The organism is Hassallia byssoidea VB512170, assembly GCF_000817785.2.
Classification (GTDB): domain Bacteria; phylum Cyanobacteriota; class Cyanobacteriia; order Cyanobacteriales; family Nostocaceae; genus Hassallia; species Hassallia carrinoi.
In genome coordinates this window covers 1-17,452 of the sequence record NZ_JTCM02000002.1, presented here as the reverse complement: position 1 = coordinate 17,452, position 17,452 = coordinate 1, and the positions used below count along the sequence as shown (strand labels likewise).

The window sequence follows — 17,452 nt, the reverse complement described above, 5'->3', positions numbered from 1 at the left end:
GCATGAGTAACAGTGCAATATTTGTTACCTATGGTTAATCATACACATTTACTCACAAACCTTTACAACGCCTTTAACCCCTTTGAACCCTTACCCGCAGGTGATCCGAAATATGTAGATTGTCAGCAAGTGCGGGGAGATGCGGATATTTTGAATGAGCTAGGAAATCGGATGCGACTGGCAAATAATAACACTTGCCAATTGTATTCTGGACATCGGGGTGGAGGGAAATCTACAGAACTGCTGAGGTTAAAGCAATATTTAGAGAATCGGCAATTTTATGTAGTCTATTTTGCCGCAGATGAAGAGGATATTGACTCCGAAGATGCCCAGTATACAGATATTCTCCTCGCCTGTACCCGTCATTTACTCAAAGATTTACAGAAAATTGCTAATCCTCGTCCGGTGCTGAACTGGCTAAAAGACTGTTGGCTAGAGTTGAAAGATTTGGCGCAAACTCCAATAGAGTTTGAGAGTATGGAAGTAGAAGCGCAACTTTCGCAGTTTGCCAAGCTGACAGCAAATTTAAGAGCCGTTCCCGAATTACGTCAACAAATTCGCCAAAAAATTAATCCTCGTACAGTCACTTTAATTAAAGTTTTAAATGAGTTTTTAGCGGATGCGAAAAAGCATTTACCTAACGGCTGCACTCAATTGGCGATAATTGTAGACAACTTAGACCGGATGGTGTTAGTTAAAGATGGAGATAACACCAACCATGAGGAAGTTTTTTTAGACCGCAGCGAACAACTCAAAGCTTTGGATTGCCATTTAATTTACACTGTCCCGATTTCTATGTTGTATTCTAAACGAGCAACAGATATCAGGGATATTTACGGTCAATGTCTGATTTTACCGATGATTATGGTTAAGACTCACAAAGGAGACATTTACGAACCAGGACTGAAGAAAGTTAAAGAAGTAATTAGCAAGCGAGTCCGACAAATTGCACCGGAACTATCACTAGAAAAGGAAATTTTTGACAATCCTCAAACCTTGGAAAGACTGTGTTTGATGAGTGGAGGTCATGTGAGAAATTTGCTATTGTTAACACATGATGCGATTGGACGCAGTGAAGAGTTACCCATTTCTGAAAAAGCAGTTCGACGAGCGGTTACTCAAGCTAGAGATGACTATCGCCGCGCAGTGGAAAATCATCAATGGTGTCTGTTAGCAGAAGTCTCTGTTTCTAAACGCATCATCAACGATGACCAGTATCGCAGTTTGATGTATAATCGCTGTCTTTTAGAATACCGCTATTTGGATGGAGAGGGAGAAATGCAGCGCTGGTATGATATTCATCCACTAATTCAAGGAATTCCCGAATTTAAAGAAGCTGTGGCGAAACTTCCATGAACCAAAATTTAAGCGATTGGGATGAAGATTTACCCCCAGAACCACAAGAAGTCTATCAAGACTTAGTTCGCGCACTCAAGCGAAAAGCAGGATTTGGCTTGTTTTTTGTGCAATGTACACCTGCGGAGTCAGACCGTTTAATTACCAAACTTCCGCAGGATATTCCCCAGAAAAAAATTGCAGTCCTGCGTTTGGTTGAGCCAATTGATAATTTATATCAGCGAGTGGCTGAGTTTGTTAAAGACAAGGAAGTTGATATTTTATTGATTAAAGGTTTGGAATATTCTTTATATAAGTATGAACAAAGAAAATTTGACGAAATAACAGAAGGACAATTTAGCAATTTAAGTAGTGTTCCGCCAATTTTAAATCACTTAAACCAACAGCGAGAAAGGTTTAGAGATGATTTAAAATTTGGCTTTGTTTTTCTATTGTGGTCATTTTCGATTAATTATTTAATTCACCGCGCTCCAGATTTTTTTGATTGGCGTTCTGGTGTATTTGAATTACCTACAACACCAGAAGTGGTAGAGGAAGAAACATCTCGTCTACTAGATGAAGCAGACTATGAGGAATATTTGAAACTAAGCCCGGAAAAAAAGATCGAGAAAATCTTGGAAATTCAAGAACTTCTTACAGAAAAACATCCTACAGAAATTCGTAGGGCAAGTTTACTATTTAAACTTGGAAATTTATTAGTCGCTGCTAACGAATATGAAGGAGCAATAGCGTCCTACAACGAAGCTGTGAAAATAATACCTGATTATTACCAAGCTCGGTACAACAGGGGTATTGCATTGCAAAATTTAGGACGCTATGAAGAAGCGATCGCCTCTTTTGATGAAGCTGTGAAAATCAAACCTCATTTCTACTTAGCTTGGAATAACCGAGGTGCTGTGCTATGCGATCGCCTGCAACGCTATGAAGACGCGATCACAGCTTTTGATCAAGCTGTTTACATTCAACCAGAATTTCACGAAGCTTGGTACAACAAAGGTATTGCCCTATTTAAGTCAAGACGCTTTTCAGAAGCGATCGCCAGCTTAGACAAAGCGTTAAAAATTAAACCTGATGACCACAAAGCTTGGTATGCTCGTGGCAATGCGCTGTATGGATTAGACTCTTTGGAAGAGGCGATGGCTAGCCACAACAAAGTCATTGAGTTAAAACCTGACTACGCTGAAGCCTCGCATCTCTTAGCCAACGCATTAGATGAATTGGCTATCGAAAATTTCTTGTTCAAAGTACAAAGTCTATTGTCTGATGTAGTCAGCTACGAAGAGTACAACCTGCCCATCCCTTCATTAGCAGCAAAACTGGCACACTATTGGCGTTCGGAGCTGTTTTTCGAGTGTCCAGAACAAAGTGAGATAAATAGGGAAAGTATTATTAACTGGCTTTTAGGAAAGGACTTAGGACGCTTTGAGAAGCTCAACTCTAAAGAACTCGATATAGCCAAACAAGCGATGGAATATCGCTATCGGATTTTACGTCAGCGCTACTTAGGAATGGCAAGAGAGCGTGCTTACCGCAATTTAATCACTCGGCTAGGGAGTTTAGTGACATTACGGAATAAAATCCAGACTTGGATTTCTCTGAGTCGCGATCGCCAGCGAAGTGTCATGGATGTGTTGCAAGAAGTACTCCAAGAATTACTGCAAAGTGATAACTACATGCAACAGCAAATGGCTTCCATCGCCGAGTTTACAAGTGATTCCAGACTACAGAATTCTTTGCTGTTTGCCAGCATGGAAGAATATTGCCTGCGACCAGTACGTAATCAACCATTACTAGCTTACCGTTTTGTAAATTACTTGCGACGCACCCAGCGTGGTGGCTTAACTCAAGTGCCAGGTAGTGATTTAATTAGACTAATTTCTGAAGAAATTCTCACAGAAAACGAAGAGATTGTCACAGAGAATATTCAAAATCAGGTTGAGTTGCTGGATAGTCAGGCGATCACACAATATCAAGAAGCACAACAACTAGAAGAACAGCAAATACTGAGTAAAGTGGTAAAACAGGAATTTGAAAATTATTTACAAGAAAATATTGGACAAGAGGCTGTGGAATGGCTGCGACTGTATATGCAAGGCAAATCCCAAGATGAAATCGCCAAAAAACTGAGTAAGCCAATTAAAGAAATTTACCGACTGCGGGAGAAAATTAGCTACCATGCCGTGCGTGTCTTTGCCGTCAAAGGCAAACCGGAACTAGTAGATAACTGGCTAGAAATTTCTCTAGACGAACACAATTTGGGATTAACACCGCAGCAATGGCAGCAATTACAGTCAAAATTGACTTTAATTGAGCGGCAGTTATTGTCACTGCGAAAAGCAGGCAAATCCATCGAAGAAATTGCTAAACAGTTAAAACTCAAAACTCATCAGGTAATGGGCGAATGGAGTAAAATCTATCTCGCGGCTCAAAATTTAAGAAGCTAAGAGTGAGTGTTAAATAATTTCCTAATTTTAATAAGATAAACAAAGTTAGATTATTAAATAAAATTATGATTTATTAAAATGAGTATCAGGAGCGATGCCTTACGGCAAGCCGCTATGCGTCTACGCTGTTAATTAGATAATGACAAATAATTGGGAATGGGATGATGAAAAGGCAATAGCAAACCTGGGAAAACACGGCGTTTCTTTTGATGAAGCATCGATAGTATTTGCAGATCCATTCTATCTCACCCTTGATGATACCCTACACTCTACTGAGGAATATCGCTTTTTAGCCATTGGATATTCTCAGGCTCAAAGGCTTTTATTTGTTGTCTACACAGAACGGGGCGATAATATTCGTATAATCAGTGCCCGTCAAGCTACAAGTCGTGAAAGAAGAATTTATGAACAATATATCTAATCAGAACGATGACCATGAAATCGTAGAAAGATATGACTTCAGCAAAGCAGTAAGGGGAAAATATCATGAAAAATATCGCAGCTATCAGGGCAAAATACCAGTGAATATTACATCTAATGACGGCGATAGATATGTCACCTTACGCACTGTGAAAGTAGAAGCTATTGTGACACCTGATGGCAAATTGACAGTACAGCTTGATGGTGATATAACGCCAGGTGAATACCGAGTCACGCTGATAATTGAAGAACCTGCAACTCCAAATACAGAACAAACATCCTGAGAAAATGAGCGTTAAAACTGAATTTTAGCTGTGTCAGTCCAGTAGCCATGATGCATTTTTGCAAGGCTACGCACCAGAAAACGAAGCACTTTATGATGACTATCCAAGTCACCTGATACACAAGCTGAAATTGTTAACAAATTGTATAATCTGCTGAACCAGTAATCAAAGCTTAAAATTCATCGCATCCCCCAAAAGTAAGAGTTTGAGGCGAAATCTGTGTTGTAAAATAGACATAGAAGGATTCGGGGGACCATATTACTGGTCATAAACGCCTATAGAGACTATCTTTGGTAATCTCCAAGGACTAAAATCCAGCCAGCTAAAGCAACTAGCTAGGCTGTATCACCAGCGCATACCAGGCGATCGCCTAACTACGCCTGAATTTTCCCAGCGACTGGCAGCAATTAGTACAGAAATCAATCAAGCCGTATGTGCCTACCTCAATCGTCGCGGACAAGTCATCCGCGTGGGGGTAGGTTCACCGCGTCAAACGCAAATCCCACTGCTGGAATTGCCCCGCTACGGTGCAGAACGACTCAGCGGTATTCGTTGTATCTCCACTCATCTCAAGTCAGAACCGCCCAACGAAGCGGCGCTGACATCGATGGCACTGCAACGCCTAGATGCCCTAGTTGTGCTAAATATAACCGGAACGGGATTTACAAAGCGGGGTGGTGGCGCTACAGGGTACGTCAAAGAAGCTTATTTAGCGCACCTGACGGCTCAATCCCGCGTAGCGATCGCAAGTCCGGCAACGCTGACAGCATCAAGCAATATTCCATCTCCAAGTTGGAATATATCACCGCCCCTCAGCTTAGACGTGCTGACAAACCAGGATTTTCTGGACTTGGTGGAAGCATTAGAAGCAGACTTCCGGCGGGAATTTGTTGCTCAAGAAGTAGATGCCGATCGCGATAGCGTTTTGATTGTCGGTGTATTTACTGATGATACTACACCCCAACAATTCCAAGATACATTAGCGGAATTGGCACGGTTGGTCGATACCGCCGGGGGAGACGTATTGCAGACAGTGCAACAAAAGCGATCGCGCATTCATCCGCAAACAGTAGTCGGCGAAGGTAAAGTACAAGAAATTGCCCTCACCGCTCAAACCATCGGCGCAAATCTCGTCGTCTTTGACCGCGACCTCTCACCCGCCCAAGTCCGTAACTTAGAATTACAAATTGGTGTCCGGGTAGTTGACCGCACCGAAGTTATTTTAGATATCTTTGCCCAACGCGCTCAGTCTCGTGCAGGTAAATTGCAAGTAGAACTGGCACAGTTAGAATATATGCTGCCGCGACTTACAGGTAGAGGTCAGGCAATGTCTAGGTTGGGTGGTGGTATTGGTACTCGCGGTCCTGGTGAAACCAAACTAGAAACCGAACGCCGTGGTATTGGAAGGCGCATTTCTCGACTACAACAAGAAGTCAATCAACTGCAAGCGCATCGTTCGCGACTGCGGCAAAAGCGACAACATCGTGAAGTTCCCTCAGTGGCTTTGGTTGGTTATACCAACGCGGGCAAGTCTACCTTGCTCAATGCCCTAACTAATGCGGAAATTTACACGGCTGACCAGCTATTTGCCACACTCGACCCGACCACACGTCGGCTAATCATTCCCCATGCTGATACAGGTGAAACTCAGGAAATTCTGCTGACAGATACAGTCGGATTTATCCACGAATTGCCTGCATCATTAATGGATGCCTTTCGTGCCACTTTAGAGGAAGTTACAGAAGCTGATGCTTTACTGCATTTAGTAGATTTGTCACATCCTGCTTGGTTGAGTCATATTCGCGCCGTTAGAGAAATTTTAGCAGCAATGCCAGTGACTCCAGGACCTGCGCTGGTTGCTTTTAACAAAATAGACCAAGTGGATAGTGAAACTTTAGCTTTAGCTCAAGAAGAGTTTCCCTTAGCGGTGTTTATTTCCGCAAGCGATCGCCTGGGATTAGAAACTCTCCGCCAGCGTCTTGCTCTACTAATTGAATACGCCACTTCTTCTCGGTAAATACTGAAACAGGACTTATTAACTTTAAGTTAAAAAATTCCGTAGTCAATAAAACTACGGAATTTTGCTATTTAAAAATAAAAATATTTTTACTCTACTAAACTTGAGACGTTTATGTGGAAATTAGTCATGACAAACTTCCTCTCTTCATGCTAGAACCAATGATTATTGGGTAAATAAGTAAGTGGGCGAAATTAAACATAAAATAATGTCCTGATTCGTAGTGAGCGGTTTACCGCTCATAACATTTAAGGGCTGAAGCCCTTACTACTAACAAGCGCGTTTATTTCTGCCCATCTACTTAACAAACATTTTGACATTCAGGCTTGATATTAGCCTTTCAGCCTTACTCTTAACAACAGTCCCAGCTATCAACATTCAAAAGCAGGCAATTTTTATGCAATCAGCTTCGCAGCAGCTTGAATCCCAAGATATCAAAGTTAAACTTCTTTTATCTGGAGGACACGAATACAACATTTATTTGAAATCAGATGCACCTGTACTGCATAATCTTTTAACAACTGTTGTAGCGCGTGCCTACAAGCAAGAATCTACTTGTCATGGTTTATTTCAAATTCCTATGAATGAAGGTAGTTCTCTATTGTCTTTTCCCAGCGAACACCTCGTTGGTGTAGTCACAGAACCGCCAATTTTGGTACAGCAAATAGAAGAAGTAAAACCTAAAAATACAGACATTTTCCCTTCCTATTATGTACAAATAGATAATTTTTTTAAACCGAAAGAATATAAGCGATTACTCGAATACGTTCTCAAAAAAGAGTCAGCATTCGTACCTACTAGTACTTCAACCAACGACGAAAATTATCGCCGCTCAATGGTTCTCTATTCATTTCCTGAATTTTCTGAACTAATTTTAAAGAAAATTAAAGCGATGATTCCTGATGTTATAAGCAAATTAGGATTACCATCATTTTCTATATCTCAAATCGAAAGTCAAATGACTTCACATAATGATGGTAATTATTACAAAATTCATAATGATAATGGCAGTCCAGACACTGCAACAAGAGAACTCACCTACGTTTACTACTTTTACCAAGAACCGAAGCCTTTTTCTGGTGGTGAGTTGTTGATTTATGACAGCAAGATTTCCAACAATTTGTATGTCAAGGCAGAGACTTTCAAAACAGTAGAACCTCGCAATAACAGCATTGTATTTTTCCTTAGCCGTTATATGCATGAAGTATTGCCTGTGAGTTGCCCATCTAAAGCTTTTGCAGATAGCCGCTTTACGATTAATGGGTGGGTTCGCCGATAAACCAATTCAGTAAAAACACTCTATATTACTATTCTGAATCTTTAACTTCAGGGAAGGCACTTGCCTTCCCTTATTTATTTTCGGCTTTGTCGTTAATAGCCAATAGTCTATAGCAATCCTTAGCACATTTATCAAAATATCCAGCTTCATATCCCCGGCTTTTTAAGAAGTCGGGGATATTGTCTTTCATTGTTTAGGACTGCTATAGCCTATTCAATTAAGCTATTTTTCCAAAAACTTCTCACATACAAACTTAACAAAAAAAGCAATTTTGAGAAAAATTACTTAATTTTGGATAGAGAAAATAACATAGTGCAATTACTTAATTTTTCGCTTTAATCATAAATTTTTTTTTTATTTTCTCTCAGATTAAATTTTGAATGAAGCTGTCAACAAATCATCGACATTCAATATTTTTGTATGTCAATTTGTATTTGACACTCGATTGTTGCGATCGTCACTTTCAGAAAATTTTGTCGCCATAGACTCGGAGGAGTTTAATTAAAATGTCTCAAGCGTATTCAAAGAAAGTAGTCACTTATATAACTCTTGGTTTATTGTCATTCTCCGTGGCTCTAGGGTCGCAAATGCAACAGGCAAGCGCCAAATCTGATAACAGCAATGGTAACGGCAACAACAATTCAGCCACACCAACTCCAACGCCCACACCAACGCCCGCACCAACGCCCGCACCTACACCCGCACCTACACCCGCACCTACACCCGCACCCGCACCCACAACTGCGATGCGCTTTGGATTTCAAAATATTACTGGCAATAGTGCTGTTAATGCTGCAACAGGTGAAAGTCAGCTATTTTTAGATGTTGCTCAAGGCAATAAGTCCGATCAGGTTTTATTTACGTTCAACAACATCGGTTCAAATGCCTCTTCTATAACCCAAATTTATTTTGACCAAACCACAAATCTTTTGAAAAATATCGCATCTATCACTGATAGCGGTGATGGTGTGGACTTTGTGATACCCAACAAAATAGGAACACTGCCTGGAAGCAATAATGCTCCTGGAGGCAGATTTAGCTCAGACTTTTCAGTCGAGTCTAATCAACCAACCTCACAGATGGGTGTAAATCCAGGTGAATTTGTTAGCGTCCTTTTTAATTTACAGTCCAACATCACATTCGACGACATCATTAATAATCTAAAAAGCAGTGTTTTGCGAGTTGGTTTCCACGTTCAAGCCTTCAGTAATGGTGGAAGTGAAGCTTTTACGAACAAACCAATAGCAGTAACGCCTACACCAACTCCGGCTCCAACACCGGCTCCAACTCCGGCTCCAACACCGGCTCCAACTCCGGCTCCAACACCGGCTCCAACTCCGGCACCAACTCCAGCACCAACTCCGGCTCCAACTCCGGCTCCAACTCCGGCTCCAACTCCGGCTCCAACACCGGCTCCAACACCGGCTCCAACTCCGGCTCCAACTCCGGCTCCAACTCCGGCTCCAACTCCGGCTCCAACTCCGGCTCCAACTCCGGCACCAACTCCAGCACCAACTCCAGCACCAACTCCAGCGCCTGCTCCAACTCCAGCACCAGCACCGGCTCCAGCACCAGCACCGGCTCCAGCACCAGCACCGGCACCGGCTCCAACTCCAGCACCGGCTCCAACTCCAGCACCGGCTCCAGCACCGACTCCAACTCCAGGTGGAAATACTTATTATCAGCCCAAACCCGAACCGAAAAAGATACCTGAGCCTAGTACAACTGCCGCTTTAGGTTTGTTAGCTGTCGGTGCGTTGAAAGCGCTTAAGAAAAAGACTCTAAAGCAAGATTAAATTAAGCTGTTGTTTCAAGCGAACATGAGCAAATACTAAGACGGAGGTTTGGTTAAGAACGCAAGTCGTAATTAAAAAATCGGGTTGGAAGTGTATCAGTACTTCTGACCCAATTTTTTTATGGTTTAGTAGAAATTATGATACCAGCGCATTGCATTGCTAATTTACAACACCGTTACTCAGGGTTAATACTGCATTTTTTGAGAGGGACAAATAAACTACGTATTATTGCTGAGGCAATTGATATTTTAAGTGGAATATTATCGGTTTTGTTATCTGTGTACACAAATAGTTAAAAATCCACAGTCAGCAGTCACGCATTCAAAAGTTCAAAGTCAATAAACTATTCACCACTGACTGATGTTTATTTATGCTGATCTGATTTAAAAATGATGTATAGGGGAAGGGAAGAAGAGATTTTCATGCGGTAAAAATGTACGCAGTTAGTTCAGGGCTATTTAGCAGCTTTAAAGGATTACCCCAAAACGGGATAGAGCGGCTACAACAGCCAATGACAAAGTTCTAAAATTAAGAAGCATCAAATAAAGTTGAGGGCGTTATGGCTGCTAAAGTAGAAATTTACACTTGGAGAACTTGCCCGTTTTGCATCCGTGCCAAAAGTTTACTGGCAAGAAAAGGCGTTGAATTTGTTGAATACAGCATTGATGGAGACGAGGCAGCACGCGATAAAATGGCTCAAAGGGCAAATGGACGACGCTCTGTGCCGCAAATTTTCATTAACGATCGCCACGTAGGTGGTTGTGATGATATACACGCAATAGAAGCCCAAGGCAAGCTAGATGAGTTACTAGCTGCAACTAATAATGTGTAAGTTCATCATATGAGTGCGATGTCTTGCGACAAAATGCTATGCACATCAATCAAATCGTCAGGGGATAATCTAAATTGATAACAGCGGAATTTCCTGGCGATTGAGGCATTAAGCGTGAAACTGGCTTTTATAATAGATTCCATCCCTACTCTTGACCCGTGTCATGATACCAGCGTTGCTCTGATGGAAGCAGCGCAAATCTTGGGACATGAAATTTGGGTAACTCAAGCAAATTTGCTGAGTGTGGTAGATAGCAAAGCTTGGGCATTGTTAGAACGGGTGGAACTCGTACCAGTGCAGTTGGTCCAAGGACGCTATTTAGCGGCAAATCCTTGGTACAAGTTGAGCCAACGTACCTTAACTTCCCTGGAAACAATGGATGCCGTATTTATGCGGACAGATCCACCAGTTAATGTTCCCTATCTTTATGCTACGTACATTCTGGACTACATTGACCAAAACAAAACCCTGGTGATTAATAGTCCCAGTGGAATTAGAGCGGCAAACGAAAAAATGTATGCCCTCCAGTTTACCAAAGCAATTCCAGAAACTATTGTCAGTGCTGATAAACAATTTATTCGGGAATTTGTGGAAGCAAAAGGTGCAACAGTTCTCAAACCATTGGGAAACAAAGCTGGAGAAGGGATTTTATTTTTGCAAGCAGGCGATCGCAATTTTAACTCGATTGTCGAACTCAGTACCCTTTTAGGTCGCGTTCCAGTTATGGTGCAAACCTATCTACCCCAAGCAAAAGAGGGAGACAAACGAATTATCCTCCTTGACGGGGAACCGATTGGTGCCCTCAATCGCCTTTCCTCTGGAAGTGACTTTCGGAATAACATGGCGACTGGTGGTACAGTTGCTCAAACCGAAATTACTCCTAGAGAGTATGAAATTTGTACCCAATTAGCCGAAACTCTACGTAAAGACGGCTTGATTTTTGTCGGTATTGATGTTATAGGTGGCTACCTGACTGAAGTCAATGTCACCAGTCCTACCGGAATTCGCGAAATTGATCGTTTCGACAACACCCACCTTGGTCAACAGGTAATTCAATGGGTTGAGCAAGCTTTACAAGGCAAAAAAGAAAGCGTTTTTTAACGAACTCGCGATCTGCCCCACTCGACGGGAGCGGTGGGGATGGATAGCGACTGGGCGCAAGCCCTAATCTCTTATGCGGCATAACAAAGTTACGATAAATAGAATTCGTGTTAAAATAGCAGTATGAAAAACGTTGTCAAGGTGCGAATTTATCCAACCACTGAGCAGAAAGAAACGCTGTCCAAGGCGTTTGGCTGTGCCCGTTGGTATTGGAATAATTCACTGAACGCAACGAACGAACTCTACAAAGAGACGGGTAAAGGCTTATCTCAAATTGGGATGAATAGCCGATTACCTGCACTCAAGAAAGAGTACGAATGGTTGGGTGAAACATACAGTCAAGTGCTGCAAAGTGTTTCGCTCAATTTATCCAGAGCGTTTATCAACTTCTTTGAGGGACGGGCATCATTTCCGAAGTTCAAATCGAAACATGATAAGCAGTCGATTCAGTATCCCCAGAAAGTTCAGATCGTTGATGGACACCATCTCAAGTTCCCCGGCAAGCTAGGCGTTGTTTCGGCATCGATTCATCGCACGTTTGACGGGAAAATCAAAACTGTCACGGTCAGCATGAATCATGCAGGTAAGTATTATGCTTCTCTGCTGTTTGATGATGAACTGCCTGACACTGAAATTAGCTCAAACGGCAAAGCGGTAGGGATTGATGTCGGACTGACCCACTTTGCTATTACGTCTGATGGGTCTAAATTTGACAATCCGAAGCATCTGAAGAAGCGGACTAAGAATTTGAAACGGAAACAGCAAAAGCTATCCCGTAAACAAAAAGGTTCTAATCGCAGAAAGAAAGCGCGTCGCATTGTGGCGCGAGTTCACGAAAGAATTGCAAATTCTCGGAAAGACTTCCAGCACAAGCTATCTCGCAAACTGGTGAACGAAAACCAAGTCATCGTTGTTGAGAATTTGGCAGTCAAAAACATGGTGAAAAATCACACTCTCGCCAAAGCAATCAGCGATTGTGGTTGGTCAGAGTTCACCCGTCAACTCAAATACAAGGCAGAAAGAGACGGAAAGACCTATCTAGAAATTGGTCGGTTTTTCCCATCGAGTAAGACTTGTCACGTTTGTCTGAATCAAGTTGGTAGCTTGTCTCTAGAGGTTCGTAGCTGGACTTGTTCCAACTGCCAAACCAAGCACGATAGAGATGTGAATGCGGCGATCAACATTCGAGATGAAGGCTTGCGAATATTAGCGTTAGGAACTAGCGCTACTGCCAATGGACGGAATGTAAGACCAAAGGCTGGAAGGAAATCTTCCGTGTCTAAGGCAGTTCCGGTTGAAGTTGGAAGCCCCATCCGCCATGCGGTGGGGTAGTTCACTTTCTTTTTTTTCCTGATGTGTTAGGAGCGCTTGTTGTGCGCTAGCAGAAGTGCAACAAGCCCTGACGCTCAAAACAAGAAACGCTCCGCAGCGTCTCCAACAAAAGCGTCTAAGAGAACCTTGAAGACTCGAAGAAAGCTGACGCAGAGCGAACCATGAGCAAAGAACACACGCAGCGTCTTTGCAAGGAGAGGGAAACCAAGAGCGCAAACGGCAGGGGAGTGTCAACCCTGCTCCCGGTGAAACCTGGGAACTGGAATTAAGGCGGGAGCAAGCTACTAGCTAATCCTGTCAGCTTAAGGCTTGGGTCGCCGTCGTTGCAGAAACTCAGGAATATCCAATCCGGGTTTTTCTTTGGGTTCTGGAATTGGTGTTGGCTCTTTTACTGGTGGCTGAGGTGCTTGTCGTCTTGGTGGTGGTGGAGTTACTACCCTAGGATTGGCGACATTTTGCGGTGGTGTGGCTTGCATTTCACCTGTAAATCCTGTGGCAATTACGGTGAGCCTGACTTCACCTTGCAGCCTGTCATCAATCACCGCACCAAAAATAATATTGGCGTTGGGATCGACTACTTCGTAGATTGTTTCTGCGGCAGCATTGACTTCATGTAAGGTGAGGTCGCTACCACCAGTAATATTAAAAACAACTCCTCTAGCTCCTTCAATAGAACATTCTAGTAAGGGCGAAGAAATCGCGGCGATCGCTGCTTCTCTTGCCCTTGACTTCCCAGAACTAACACCGATCCCCATCAGCGCCGAGCCTGCATCTGCCATCACCGCTCGCACATCGGCAAAGTCAACGTTGATCAAACCGGGGATCAAGATGATATCAGAGATACCTTGCACCCCTTGACGCAACACATCATCCGCATAACGAAAAGCCTCTTGCATCGGCGTTTGCTCTGGAATTACTTCCAGCAGCTTGTTATTCGGGATAATAATTAGCGTATCTACCCTACCTTTAAGAGCTTCAATACCTTGCTCGGCTTGGCTGGTGCGTCGGCGTCCTTCAAACAAAAATGGACGTGTTACCACACCGACTGTGAGAGCGCCCATTTCTTTGGCGATTTCGGCGACAATTGGCGCTGCACCCGTACCAGTACCACCACCCATGCCGGCAGTGATAAACACTAAATCGGCACCTTCTAAAGCTGTAGCAATTTCGTCCCGCGATTCTTCAGCAGCTTTTTGACCAATAGCCGGATTACCACCCGCGCCTAAACCTCGCGTCAGCTTTTGTCCTATTTGTAAGCGTTTGGAAGCCTGTGCTTGTGTTAAAGCTTGGGCATCGGTGTTTGTTGTCCAAAACTCTATTCCACTCACATCAGAGGCGATCATGCGGTTTACGGCATTTCCACCACCACCACCGACGCCAATTACTTTGATGTTGGCGACTCGACCGGGAACAATATCGCCAATTCGGGGATCTTCAGTAGGGATTCTTTTACTATCGTTATTTTGTCCGAAATTCAGTCCGGAATGATTAAAGGGATTGGTGGAGTTAACTGCTAGTGACATTCCTGGCTGTCCCGGAGACTGGGAGTTTATATAACTAAGTTTTTGGTTATTATCAAGTGTCATTGGATTGAAAAGGGTAGATAAACGAATTTTTCAGGTGTTATTCACGCCAATAGTCAACTATATTTGACGATGCCATAATCTATGGCTATGTTCTTTCTTGTTCTCACTTATTGCAAGCCTAACAGGATTAGAAAAGCGAAATTTTACTCTTAGATCGACCATTAACGCACGCGATCGCCCGCATGTTGTCCATAAGTTGCCCCAAAACAACTTATCCCCTATTTCTATAGAACAGGGCAACCTTGCCCAAAGCAAGCCTGTTGTACATAATCCGTAAAGCTCGCGCACTGCCAATTTTAGAGAAGTATACCTATATTTACCTAATATTGACCTGTATAACTTCTTCTCCTCCTTAATATCTTTACTGCTATTTTTCTCAGCATTTATTTTGTATCCCCAATTACCTATCCATTTTTCTCCTAATAATTTATATTGATGATTAAATTTACCATTATCACTATACGGAGTTATACCTGCGACCACTTGAAATTTGCTGTAGAATATGAAATTGCACGAGCAATACAACCACTGATACCACCAATTCTTCCTCGTTGCCGCTACACGTTTTGCGTAACACAGTGGACAGCCTTCTCCCAAGGAAAGACGCGATCGCGTCTTGTGTGCCTCTCGTCCCAAGCGCGTCTTTGACAAAACAAGAGAAGCGTCTCGTTCGCGTTTCGTGTGCGTCCCAAACAAAAGCGTCTTTGACAAAACAAGAGAAGCGCGAACATCCGAAATAGTCGTGGGGATTTGTGGAACGAGTTCACAAGGAACCGTCTGACATTGTGAGAGTGAAAGTCCCTCCCAATCACCGATTTGGAAGAACTCCGAGTTATTTAGTATACACGCAATTTTTCTACTAACAATTTCATGAGCGCAATTCTGGGTGAATTGTGTAACTTGTAAAGACCCGCCGTGGCGCGTCTTGTCTTCCTTAATGATATGGTTAATCAGTTTGAGCATTCAGATTATTACAACTGAGAACACAAAATTTACCTTATACTTACTTATCCTTAAACTGGAGGTAACAAATGATTTACTTATCGTTGATGGAACTCGCTGATTGATTTGCTGTTTGGTGTGCCTCCAAATACATAATAGTTGCGGTTAAATTTTACTTTATGGATCGCATACCTCTTGTAGAAATTGGCATCAAGTCACTGTCTGACTTCACATTCACTTTGAAAATCTCTCTTTTTCACACCAGTCTCATTAACTCTCCTGGAGTAGAAGACTCAACCAAACCCTTGTTGGGTTGTGGCAGAAAATATCCTTCGATTGTGAGTCTTTTCAGAAATAAAAACCTGACAGACTCTTGTGTTTAACGCACTCCATTCAGTAAAAGATTTAATCATGCGAAAGAATCGTTTTCCACCCCAGACACTATCATCAGAATGTTTAACATGTTGCACTAAGCGAGCGTTCCAAGGCAAGGGAGAACCCCGGCACTCGCACTCGTATGAATGCTTCACGCTTATGTTAGGGTAACAATAAGCGGGGTTTTACTCCCATGCATGAAGGTTTTATAATTGTTTCTCCCATTGTAAGAGCGAAGTTAACGCCAATTTTTGTGTATGTTATGGGAATACCAAAAATAATAAATATTTATTTATTGGCATAAAACTTATTTATTGACTCTGAGCAATTATTAGTTCTCACCCGTTTAATATTTTTAACGAGTTTGAGAGTTAGACTTGACTGTTTTTTGGTTCATTTGTACTAAAGGAGATTCCGGATTTTTCAAGTCGATATATTCTATCTGATTGGGGTTAAGTTGTGTAGGTAAATGGCTCATTTGGGCGAGTACTTTGATTTGTTCGCTTATTTGGGGACTCACAGCACCGAGATGCACATATCCTAGTTCTGTTTTCAGAATTATATTTGTTGGATCTTGGCAATCAATTTCCATGACTTTAACGGAACTTTGGCTCACAGATTGATAAAGCTGATTCCAGTAAGGACGGTATTGTTCAAAGGAACCAATAACTATGAGACTGGGCAACTTTACGGTAGGATTAAGTGATGTGTATTTTTCTTGATTCATCCAAATTCCATTTGCATCTAGTAACCCCGTCGATGAAGCAATGTTTGTGTCACTAGCGATCGCTTCGTGGTGATGCCTTTGCGCGATCGCCACAGGTACTCGCTCTTGAATATCAATAATTAATCCAGGTGGAAACAGACGACGCTTAACGCTTGCTTTAGCAATAGTTGGTTGTTTTGTCAAAGAGTCAGCGACCCTTGACGGTTCAATCCTCCATAAAGACTGCGGATAGGATAACACCAGCAGTGAAGAGATCGCTTCAGGAGAAAGTGAGCGTGAACCTGAAGCGATCTCAATTTGTTTGGGAGCAGAAAGCACCCACATCGGTTGACTTGCCACCCATAGTAAACCACCTAACAGACTACTAACGGCAAAGGTTCGCCAAATAGCCTGAATAATTTTCATTTGCCGTTGCCGACGTAATTTATGACGCCGATATCGCAAATCCGTGCGGGAAACTGATACCATGCCAGCCATTCAAACTCCTTTCACACATGGAAGTATAAGAACGTTGATACGCTTGTATCGTCAATTAATTTTAGTAAACGCACTCTCCTCGCCGTCACCCTTGGGTTATCTTCGGTGACTTTTTCACGCTTGCATGTAACACTTTACAACAACCACACAACGATAAAGATTATGGTGCTTGTAATTTGAACTGAAGTGAAATTTTGCTGTCTTGAATTAGAACTTAATGTAGCCTTTTTCCTGTCTGAAGCGCGATCGCCTAGCGCAAAGCTTGTGCAAGCTTTGCTTCCAGGACGGAAGGCTGCCCTGTTCTGAAGCAACAGGGGAGGGGGTTTCATTAAAGATAGACAAGAATGGCACAAGCGTTCGTATTAAAAGGAGCAAATACACTCGCGAGTCACCCCTACACTAAAACGCCGACATTACCGGACAGCCTTGTATTAAAGATCCTCAAAACTCCACGACTATTTCAGCTATATGGCTGTCCGGTTTT

The 17,452-nt window shown here is 42.6% G+C and carries 13 protein-coding genes and 1 pseudogene; 11 read left to right on the top strand and 3 right to left on the bottom strand.

The window, feature by feature from the left end:
* Window positions 1-30 precede the first annotated feature (30 nt).
* From PI95_RS01165 to PI95_RS01120, 11 genes and pseudogenes are all read left to right on the top strand, one after another.
* Complete coding sequence (locus tag PI95_RS01165) at window positions 31-1,356, top strand: hypothetical protein (RefSeq protein ID WP_039748787.1); 1,326 nt, start codon at window positions 31-33, stop codon at window positions 1,354-1,356.
* Window positions 1,353-2,522 (top strand): annotated as a pseudogene (locus PI95_RS37115) (tetratricopeptide repeat protein); the annotation flags it as partial. The gene PI95_RS01165 and the pseudogene PI95_RS37115, both read left to right, overlap by 4 nt.
* A gap of 90 nt (window positions 2,523-2,612) precedes the next feature.
* Window positions 2,613-3,800 (top strand): HetZ-related protein 2, encoded by a 1,188-nt coding sequence (locus PI95_RS37110; RefSeq protein WP_039749077.1) that lies wholly within the window; start codon window positions 2,613-2,615, stop codon window positions 3,798-3,800.
* A 139-nt stretch (window positions 3,801-3,939) separates the two neighbouring features.
* Window positions 3,940-4,221 carry a BrnT family toxin gene (locus tag PI95_RS01155; RefSeq protein ID WP_039748789.1) on the top strand — a complete coding sequence of 94 codons (282 nt, stop codon included), beginning with the start codon at window positions 3,940-3,942 and terminating at the stop codon, window positions 4,219-4,221.
* Window positions 4,205-4,504, top strand: a complete 300-nt coding sequence (locus PI95_RS01150; protein WP_039749078.1) for a hypothetical protein — start codon at window positions 4,205-4,207, stop codon at window positions 4,502-4,504. Before PI95_RS01155 ends, PI95_RS01150 begins: the two co-directional genes overlap by 17 nt.
* Before the next feature lie 277 nt (window positions 4,505-4,781).
* Window positions 4,782-6,521 (top strand): GTPase HflX, encoded by a 1,740-nt coding sequence (gene hflX, locus PI95_RS01145; RefSeq protein ID WP_163518514.1) that lies wholly within the window; start codon window positions 4,782-4,784, stop codon window positions 6,519-6,521.
* A gap of 397 nt (window positions 6,522-6,918) precedes the next feature.
* Window positions 6,919-7,800 (top strand): 2OG-Fe(II) oxygenase, encoded by an 882-nt coding sequence (locus tag PI95_RS01140; protein ID WP_039748794.1) that lies wholly within the window; start codon window positions 6,919-6,921, stop codon window positions 7,798-7,800.
* Between the two features lie 587 nt (window positions 7,801-8,387).
* A complete protein-coding gene (locus PI95_RS36600) occupies window positions 8,388-9,596 on the top strand; it encodes a PEP-CTERM sorting domain-containing protein (protein ID WP_163518490.1) in 1,209 nt (402 codons plus the stop codon).
* Window positions 9,597-10,155: 559 nt separating this feature from the next.
* The gene (gene grxC, locus PI95_RS01130; protein WP_039748797.1) at window positions 10,156-10,428 is read left to right on the top strand and encodes a glutaredoxin 3; all 273 of its coding nucleotides are present in this window, start codon (window positions 10,156-10,158) and stop codon (window positions 10,426-10,428) included.
* Between the two features lie 114 nt (window positions 10,429-10,542).
* Window positions 10,543-11,529: a glutathione synthase gene (gshB, locus tag PI95_RS01125; protein ID WP_039748799.1), complete on the top strand. Its 987-nt coding sequence runs from the start codon at window positions 10,543-10,545 to the stop codon at window positions 11,527-11,529.
* Between the two features lie 123 nt (window positions 11,530-11,652).
* Window positions 11,653-12,861: an RNA-guided endonuclease InsQ/TnpB family protein gene (locus PI95_RS01120; RefSeq protein WP_039748801.1), complete on the top strand. Its 1,209-nt coding sequence runs from the start codon at window positions 11,653-11,655 to the stop codon at window positions 12,859-12,861.
* A gap of 302 nt (window positions 12,862-13,163) precedes the next feature.
* Here the strand turns inward: PI95_RS01120 and ftsZ are convergent, their stop codons facing one another.
* The 3 genes from ftsZ to PI95_RS01105 form a co-directional block, all read right to left on the bottom strand.
* Complete coding sequence (gene ftsZ, locus PI95_RS01115; RefSeq protein WP_039748803.1) at window positions 13,164-14,447, bottom strand: cell division protein FtsZ; 1,284 nt, start codon at window positions 14,445-14,447, stop codon at window positions 13,164-13,166.
* A 57-nt stretch (window positions 14,448-14,504) separates the two neighbouring features.
* On the bottom strand, window positions 14,505-15,410 hold the full coding sequence (locus PI95_RS01110) for a hypothetical protein (protein WP_039748805.1): 906 nt from the start codon (window positions 15,408-15,410) through the stop codon (window positions 14,505-14,507).
* Between the two features lie 709 nt (window positions 15,411-16,119).
* Window positions 16,120-16,968, bottom strand: coding sequence for a cell division protein FtsQ/DivIB (locus tag PI95_RS01105; protein WP_039748806.1), 849 nt, complete (start codon window positions 16,966-16,968; stop codon window positions 16,120-16,122).
* Window positions 16,969-17,452 lie beyond the last annotated feature (484 nt).